The 7,318-nt window shown below is 56.5% G+C and carries 9 protein-coding genes; 4 read left to right on the top strand and 5 right to left on the bottom strand.

Going from position 1 to position 7,318, the window contains the following annotated elements:
• The 4 genes from WC488_04010 to WC488_03995 all read left to right on the top strand — a co-directional run.
• On the top strand, nucleotides 1-410 hold a 410-nt coding region (locus WC488_04010; protein MFA5077564.1), incomplete at its 5' end, for a zinc ABC transporter substrate-binding protein.
• 21 nt (nucleotides 411-431) lie between these two features.
• Nucleotides 432-1,187, top strand: coding sequence for a metal ABC transporter ATP-binding protein (locus tag WC488_04005; protein MFA5077563.1), 756 nt, complete (start codon nucleotides 432-434; stop codon nucleotides 1,185-1,187).
• 8 nt (nucleotides 1,188-1,195) lie between these two features.
• On the top strand, nucleotides 1,196-1,999 hold the full coding sequence (locus WC488_04000; GenBank protein ID MFA5077562.1) for a metal ABC transporter permease: 804 nt from the start codon (nucleotides 1,196-1,198) through the stop codon (nucleotides 1,997-1,999).
• Between the two features lie 103 nt (nucleotides 2,000-2,102).
• Nucleotides 2,103-2,255: a hypothetical protein gene (locus tag WC488_03995; GenBank protein ID MFA5077561.1), complete on the top strand. Its 153-nt coding sequence runs from the start codon at nucleotides 2,103-2,105 to the stop codon at nucleotides 2,253-2,255.
• Nucleotides 2,256-2,318: 63 nt separating this feature from the next.
• Here WC488_03995 and WC488_03990 read toward each other — a convergent pair whose 3' ends face one another.
• The 5 genes from WC488_03990 to WC488_03970 are packed head-to-tail and all read right to left on the bottom strand — an operon-like array spanning nucleotide 2,319 to nucleotide 7,160.
• Nucleotides 2,319-3,275 (bottom strand): type II secretion system F family protein, encoded by a 957-nt coding sequence (locus WC488_03990; GenBank protein ID MFA5077560.1) that lies wholly within the window; start codon nucleotides 3,273-3,275, stop codon nucleotides 2,319-2,321.
• A 12-nt stretch (nucleotides 3,276-3,287) separates the two neighbouring features.
• On the bottom strand, nucleotides 3,288-4,160 hold the full coding sequence (locus WC488_03985) for a type II secretion system F family protein (GenBank protein MFA5077559.1): 873 nt from the start codon (nucleotides 4,158-4,160) through the stop codon (nucleotides 3,288-3,290).
• 14 nt (nucleotides 4,161-4,174) lie between these two features.
• Nucleotides 4,175-5,650 carry an ATPase, T2SS/T4P/T4SS family gene (locus WC488_03980; protein MFA5077558.1) on the bottom strand — a complete coding sequence of 492 codons (1,476 nt, stop codon included), beginning with the start codon at nucleotides 5,648-5,650 and terminating at the stop codon, nucleotides 4,175-4,177.
• Between the two features lie 4 nt (nucleotides 5,651-5,654).
• On the bottom strand, nucleotides 5,655-6,323 hold the full coding sequence (locus tag WC488_03975) for a CBS domain-containing protein (GenBank protein ID MFA5077557.1): 669 nt from the start codon (nucleotides 6,321-6,323) through the stop codon (nucleotides 5,655-5,657).
• Between the two features lie 24 nt (nucleotides 6,324-6,347).
• Complete coding sequence (locus tag WC488_03970) at nucleotides 6,348-7,160, bottom strand: hypothetical protein (GenBank protein ID MFA5077556.1); 813 nt, start codon at nucleotides 7,158-7,160, stop codon at nucleotides 6,348-6,350.
• Nucleotides 7,161-7,318: the final 158 nt, after the last annotated feature.

Raw genomic sequence — 7,318 nt, 5'->3', positions numbered from 1 at the left:
AAAATTACAAAACCAAGCTGGATGCGCTGGACGCGAAGATAAGAAGCGGAATGAGCGCGTGCGAAAAGAAAGACGTGCTCATAACCCACGCGACGCTCGGCTATTTCTGCAGGGAATACGGTTGCAATCAGGTCGCGATAACCGGGATAAATCCGGAAGCAGAGCCTTCAGCGTCAGAGCTTGCCGCGATAATAACCCAGGCCAGGGAAAGGAACGTGAGCGCGGTTTTTTTCGAGAGCCTCATAGACCCGCGGTCCGCGCAGACCATATCCCAGGAAATAGGTGGCTATGCGCTGGTGTTCAATTCGGTGCACGGGCTCACTCCTGATGAAAACGCGAGAGGCGGAAATTACATCACGCTCATGGAGGAGAACCTGGCAAACCTAAAAAAAGGTTTGGCGTGCAGGTAAATATCCATAGTGGTGGATTGCTTGTCTCAAAAGCAGGAAAAGATTGTGGAGTTCAGCGGCGTGTCCTTCAGCTTCGGGAGCCAGCCCGTGCTGGACAATGCCAGCTTCGAATTGCGCAGGGGGGATTTCGTGGGCATGATAGGCCCGAACGGCGCGGGCAAAACAACGCTCGTGAAGCTCATGCTCGGCCTGCTCAAACCAGGACAGGGCACCATAAAACTATTCGGCAAGGAGCTGGCGGAATTCCGCGACTGGAAGAAAATCGGATACGTCCCGCAGAAGGCCACCTCGTTCGACCCTGATTTCCCAGCCACGGTTTTAGAAGCCGCGAGCATGGGGCGGTTCGCTTCGGCAGGGCTCATGAACCAGCTCTCTGCCGCGGACAACAAGGCAGTTGAGGATTCGCTCAGGCGCACCGGCATGCTCTCCATGGCCGGAAAGCGCATCGGCGAGCTTTCAGGGGGCCAGCAGCAGCGCGTGTTCATCGCCCGCGCCCTTGCCTCGGAACCCGAACTGCTTATTCTGGACGAACCCACGGTGGGCGTGGACGCAGAGGCGCAGCACGATTTCTACGAGCTGCTCGGAAGCCTCAACAAGAAGATGAAAATGACCCTCGTGCTCATATCCCACGATGTCGGGATGGTGACGAAAAGGGTGAACAGGCTCGCGTGCGTCAACCGGACGGTGAGGATGCACGAAATTTCCGAGGGTTTTGACAGCGCGGATTTGCGCTGCGCCTACGAATCCGAGCTGGGCATGGTGCCCCACCACCATTAGGTGCTCTGATGCTGGAAATGCTTCAATATGGTTTTATGCAGCGCGCCCTCATAGCAGGCGTGCTTATAGCCGCGATATGCTCCGCGATAGGCTTTTTCCTAGTGCTCAGGAGGATGTCGATGCTCGGGGACGGGCTCGCGCACATATCCTTCGGAGGGATAGCCGCAGGGATGTTCTTCGGCGTCTACCCTTTGCTGTCAGCGCTCGCATTCGCAGTGGCTTCGGCGCTCGGAATCCAGAAGCTGAAGCAGATGAAGGTTTACGGCGACGCCGCGGTCGCGATATTCTTCTCCTTCGGGCTCGCGCTCGGAGTGGTGCTCGTGAGCATGTCGCGCGGGTTCGGGACCGACCTGATGTCCTACCTTTTCGGCAGCATACTGGCGGTGAGCCAGAACGATTTGCTTCTAATAGCCGCAGTGGGAGCGCTCACGCTGGCCGCGCTCGCGCTCTTCTACAAGGAGCTGATGTACATGACCTTTGACGAGGAATCCGCGAAGGCCGCCGGAATTCCCGTAGAACGCCTGAATTCCATGCTCATAGTGCTCGCCGCGGTCGCTGTCGTGATGTCCCTGCGCGTGGTGGGCATACTCCTCGTCTCATCATTCATGGTGATACCCGCGTCCACGGCGCTGCTCCTCGGAAAAGGGTTCAAGAGCGGAATCATGCTTTCCTCGGCCCTGGGCGTGGTTTCGATGCTGGCCGGGCTCTCGCTTTCCTATTACCTGGACATAGCTGCGGGGGGCGCGGTCGTGCTCGTGCTCACAGCCGCGTTTTTCTGCGTTCTGCTGGTGAAGAGAGCTGGATTTTGGTGAGCCGCTGGGCCAAGCTTTTTATTGCTTTCCATCCTATAAATGCTTCCGCGACCAGCCGCAGCGTTTCAGCGGCGCGATATGCAAAAATAATACAGGTGATACGATGGCTTACTCCTGCCAGCAGTGCAATTTCGAAAAAGGCCTGTTCTCCCAGCTAGTTACCGAGGAGAACAGCAGGGTGCTCGTGTGCCCCCTAAACCGCCAGCACAGGTATGAAGTGGATTCCAAGGGCTACATTCATCCTGCAAGAAACTGATTCAGGGCATCCGCGGCCTTCAGGCCGTGGAGATTTGCCGGGCCGCAGTGGATTTCGCGCCCCTCATCCGGAAATCATCGGCCCGAGCAAGGCCATCAGCGCCATCTTCATGCCTAGCATCAACCCGATTGCTATCACGAGCAGGAACGGAAAGTATTTTAAGCCGTCTTCCCTTCTTCCGGTGGACATAACCCCGACAGCCATGCATCCGAAGAGCACAGTAACGCCTATGGCGACCGCAGAGAAAAGCGTGAGCCCTTCTGAAGTGAATGCCATTTTTCCCTTGAATATGTTGACCTGGCTCATCGCCGCGAACGCGTCCCCCCCGCTTCCGGTCCTGCTCTTGATTGCCATCATTATCTCGATGAGGAAGCCGGATATCCCGTAGAGCAGCGGGGCCCCGAACGTGACCGCGGTCATGATGAACAGGACGTAATTGAGCACTATGGAATTGACCTCCCTCTTCACAGACCTGAACTTCCTCAAGTCGAACGCGGTTTTCTCGAGCAGCTCGGACATGTCGCCTCCGGAGTGCAGGCCCTCCACTACCAGCCATATGGTTTTGCTCAGGACTTCGGACTTTATGCGCTCGTTCATGCTCATCATTACCTGGTCGAGCGGCATGCCGGTTATGCTGTTCTTCCCGGCGTTCGCCACCGCGCTCGCGAGAGGCCCGAATTCCGGCCTCGCAGACATTATTATCGCTTTGTCCGGCGTGAGCCCGGAGCGTATGTTGCTCGCCACCAGCGAAAGGAAGTCAGGGAGCACTTCCTCGACTTTTCCGCCCCTCGAATTCGCGCCGAGCAGGAGGTACGTGTACACGGCTACGTGCACCAGTGCCGAAACGGCCAGGGCGCCTCCGAGAACCTGGAACGCGCCCAGCCGCAGGAGTATGAGGGCAATCATCCCGAAATCCAGCGACCCGAAAAAGAGGTTGATGGAGAACTTTCGCGCATCGTACCCGATGTCATTGTAGCGGAGCAGTTCCGCCCAGAGATTCACGTACCAGTCAACCGCCATGCGCACACCGAATCAAATCGCGACCACCGGGCGCCTGCTCTCTATCAGGCCCACGAACATGTATTGCACGAACACCAGCCCCCCTATTATGAAATAGAAGACCTGGTCGGTTATCGGCAGGTCCACGAACGAGGATATCACCATGATGAATATCAACCCTATTGTGGGCGCGATTATGCACATCATGAGGTACATTATCGCCAGCGTGTTGAGCTGGGCGCCGTAGTTCCTCATCTCTATCCTCTGCTCCTCAGCCAGGAAGTCCACTATGTCGGAAAGCACGGGCCCCACATCGGTCCCTGCCTTCACCGCGTTGGAAATCTGCCATAGTATGCGGCTGTAATAGTATGAGGGGTTTTTTGCCGCCGAGTCCTCCAGCGCATAGGCAAGGTTGGCGCCGGCCTGGACGCTCCTGACTATGTACGCGAACTCGTCGGAAACCGCGCCGTAGCCGTGGGAAGCCGAGACGAAGGACTCAAAAAGCGGGACGTTCGCGGTTGTCTGTATCCTGAGATGCCTTGCCGCGAAGAGCAGGTTCCTGTCAATCTGGATTATTTTCTTTCTCGCGAGCCAGTTCGGATAAACTATTCCAAGCCCGAACACCACGAGCCCCACTGACAGCCCGGCAGCCAGCGCGAACACGAACGCGTTCGGGTTGTTCATCCTGAAAAGCACCGCGTAAGCGAGAGCAGCGCCGAAAACCAGGTAAATCATGAAATTGAGCAGGTTCAGCCCTATGTACTCGGTTAATGTGTACTTGGAGTCAATCCTGTACAGCACTGCCTCCAGGTAGCCCAGAACCGGCTGGATTCGCGCAGCCAGCCCCATGAGGTAGTGCGCCAGCTTTCTCGCGGGCTTTTCAGGGAGCAGCAGCAGGGGTATCATGTTCCAAACACTCCTTAGCCTGTTTTTTTCACCATCTTCATGACCGAATCCGGGTTCTCATAATACTGCAGGACCATTTTCCCGACCTCGTCAACGGTGTTTATCTTCTTCACCGCGAGGTAGTGGAGCACTTTCGCGCGCTCGGCTATGCCCTGTTTTATCTCTTCGTCGTCCATCCTGGTGTACGTCCTGAGCACCTCAAGCAGCCTCACGCTCGGGTTCTCTGACTCTATTATGTCCTTGGAAGAGCGCCAGCGGTAGACCAGGTTAGCGGTAACACTCCCGCCCTTCTCGGAAGGTATAAGCTCCCCTATCTCGAAAACCCTCCGTATCCCGCTCCTCCTGTCCCTGTACATCGAAAGCACGAAGTGAAGCGATTCGAGCACCACCTCCGGCAGTTCTATGGGCGGGCTCACCAGCCTCTTGAAAGTCTCGAAAACGGTTTCCGCATGCATTGTCGCGTAAACCGAGTGCCCGGTGTGCATGGCTTCGAAGAGCACTTCGGCCTCCTCGGAGCGCCTTATTTCGCCGACTATTATCCTGTCCGGCCTCATTCTCAGCGAGTTCACCATGAGGTCCAGCATCGTAACATCGCCCTTGGCGTCCCTGCCGCCCTGCCTCACCACCATGGGCACCCACTGGAGATATGATGGGAGCGTTATTTCCCTCGTCTGCTCTATGGAAACCACGCGCTGGTTCTGGGGCAGGAATGAGCAAAGGACGTTCAGCATGGAAGTTTTCCCGGCTCCGGTGCCCCCTGCCACCAGTATGTTGAGCTCGTACTGCATGGCCAGCCATATGAATGCCGCGACCTCCTCGTTTATAGTTTTTGAGAGTATTAGGTCGGTTATCGTCCACGGCTTCCTCGCGAACTTCCTGATTGTTATCGTGTTCCCAAACACCGAAACCGGGCTGAGCGTCGCGTTCACCCTGTCGCCCGTGGGAAGGTATGCGTCCAGGAGCGGGTCCTGGGCGGTTATCTGCCGCCCTACCCTCCTTCCGATGAGGCTTGCGTAATCCCATATCCTGGACTCGCTCTCCATCCTGAGGTTGCTTTTGCACCATCCGTACTTCTTGTGGTACACCCAGATGGGCTCCCTGGCGCTGTTAACGCAGATTTCTTCCAAATCGTCGTCCTTCAGCAGGAACTCTATGCTTCCGAGGCCGAGCAGCTCCTGCACTATCATCCCGGAAAGCTCGGCCGTCTTCTGATCCGTGAGATTCGGTATGCTGTCCTTCACCAGCTTCACTGCCATGTTGTAAAATTTCTCCTTGAGCTCGGCCATGAGCTTTATGTCCAGCACTTCCTGCGTGGTGAGCCTCACCTGCCTGAGCAGCTCGGATTTTATGGTGTGGAGGTATGCGCTGGTCGCGGGCTCCGGATGCGGTATGGCTATGCTGTATATGTAAGCCTTGCCCGGCTGCTTCTCTATAGTAACCTCTGCCTCCACGCCGTCCGCATTCACCTTGTAGCTGTTGAGTAAAGGCATGCAATCACTCAGGCCTCTTCAGGGTCATTTTTCCGAACATCGTGTATTCTATCTTGAGCAGCCTGTACTTCTCCAGGCTAACCGCATAATCCTCCACTGTTGAAAGCGGAAGCTTGAACTGCACGGCGACCTCTTCCGAACTCACGGTGCCCTTCTGGCGCACGAACTGCTCTATCTGGTCTATCGCAGTGTCCACGCCACCCCGCCTGGGCGCGCTCCTCTTCTTCGGGGCGTTTTCCTGCGGAGAGCCCTGCGAAAGTATCCTGAACATTATTTTCCTTGCGTCAGAGGCGAAAACCACCCCCATCAGGCGCCTCCTCCTGTCTATGGCCGGTATGCATTCGACATCGCTCTTCGCAAGGAAGATGAAAACCTCGTTAATTTCCTTTTCAGGGTCCAGCCCGCTGGGTCCGAGCAGCGCCCTTTTGATGTGCTTCCGTATGGGCTCGCCCCCGAGCTTGGCTATCAGCTCCTGCCTTGAGTTTTCAGTTATGCCGCCCCTGACCATCGCTTCCGCGATGTCCGAAGTGGTGAGCATCCCGATAAATTTGCCCTGGTAAAGGACAGGCACGTCCCGCCTGTTCTTCGCGAAAAGCTTCCTTGCCGCCCCGAGCAGGCTCTCGTCTCCGTCGAAATAGAGGAATCTTGTCTTCATGATTTCCGAGACTTTCATGCCACCATCCGTTTCCCTGGGCCTTCAAGCCACCCTCAACCTGGCTGTTTTGTTCGCGGCCGCGCGCACGCTCAGCAAATCGCCGGTCTCCACGCGCACCTCATTCCTAAATTCCGCCAAAGCTTTTAAATCCATTTTTTCCTTCGAATAAATCTCGACCGCGCTCGGGCCGGAGAAAACAACATACCCAACGAGCGCCCCGTCCTTTGTGATATTCATCCTGCTGGTCCCTGTCCGGCTGACGCTTTCGTAAAAATCCAGATACGTTGAATAAGTCGCGTCCTGTACATGCACGCGCACCGGCAGCCCCCCGCTTCCGTTGTCCCGGGAAATGGTTTCCCATCCCGCGGAGTCCACCGCCGCGGCAGGGAAGTTGAGCAATATCACATAACCAGCGACCTGTTCCCCGCTCCCGGCGCCCGAAGGGACGATATAGGCCCTATCCTGGGCGTGCGAGATGGTCACGTTGGACGGAATTATGAGGAAAGTCCCGTTAGCCAGGTTCCCGGTCTCCATGCTTACGTTAACATCCGAGTAATTCTGCTCGAACGCCCGGAAAGCCTCGAGCTCTTGGGATATGCTCCTGACCGGAAAGCTTTCACGCAGTTCCACGGTGTTGTTGGAAACGGTTATGTTGTACGCAGTAGCGCCGATTTTCCTCAGCTGGTCCCCGATGGCGGCATACCTGGCCATGCCCGTGTCGCTTCCTATCATCGATGAAACGGCGTGGCTGCTTCTGATCCCCTGGCTGGCCAGCGGTATTACGAACGCGAGTATGCCCATGCAGAACAGGAGCACTGCAAGCGTGGAAAACATCCCCCTCATTTTTTTTGCCATACTTCAAGCCTCGCTATAGTGTAATTGGAAACCCGCCCGTTGCCAAGCGCCACCGCGTCCCTCCTCACCGCGTATACGCTGGTGAAATCGGGGGTGGCGTTCCCGTACTGCGAGACGTCCGCCAGGTTGAACCCATCCTCCTCGCGGTAGTACGTGTT

It is taken from the genome of Candidatus Micrarchaeia archaeon (assembly GCA_041650355.1).
Classification (GTDB): domain Archaea; phylum Micrarchaeota; class Micrarchaeia; order Anstonellales; family Bilamarchaeaceae; genus JAHJBR01.
This window is presented reverse-complemented; position numbering and strand designations above follow the sequence as displayed.

What these genes read in the sequence shown, in the direction of transcription:
- WC488_03985 (MFA5077559.1), bottom strand. Translation starts at nt 4,160, where the DNA reads ATGATACCCCTGCTGCTGCTCCCTGAAAAGCCCGCGAGAAAGCTGGCG.
- WC488_03990 (MFA5077560.1), bottom strand. Translation starts at nt 3,275, where the DNA reads ATGGCGGTTGACTGGTACGTGAATCTCTGGGCGGAACTGCTCCGCTAC.
- WC488_03995 (MFA5077561.1), top strand. Translation starts at nt 2,103, where the DNA reads ATGGCTTACTCCTGCCAGCAGTGCAATTTCGAAAAAGGCCTGTTCTCC.
- WC488_04000 (MFA5077562.1), top strand. Translation starts at nt 1,196, where the DNA reads ATGCTGGAAATGCTTCAATATGGTTTTATGCAGCGCGCCCTCATAGCA.
- WC488_03980 (MFA5077558.1), bottom strand. Translation starts at nt 5,650, where the DNA reads ATGCCTTTACTCAACAGCTACAAGGTGAATGCGGACGGCGTGGAGGCA.
- WC488_03970 (MFA5077556.1), bottom strand. Translation starts at nt 7,160, where the DNA reads ATGGCAAAAAAAATGAGGGGGATGTTTTCCACGCTTGCAGTGCTCCTG.
- WC488_03975 (MFA5077557.1), bottom strand. Translation starts at nt 6,323, where the DNA reads ATGAAAGTCTCGGAAATCATGAAGACAAGATTCCTCTATTTCGACGGA.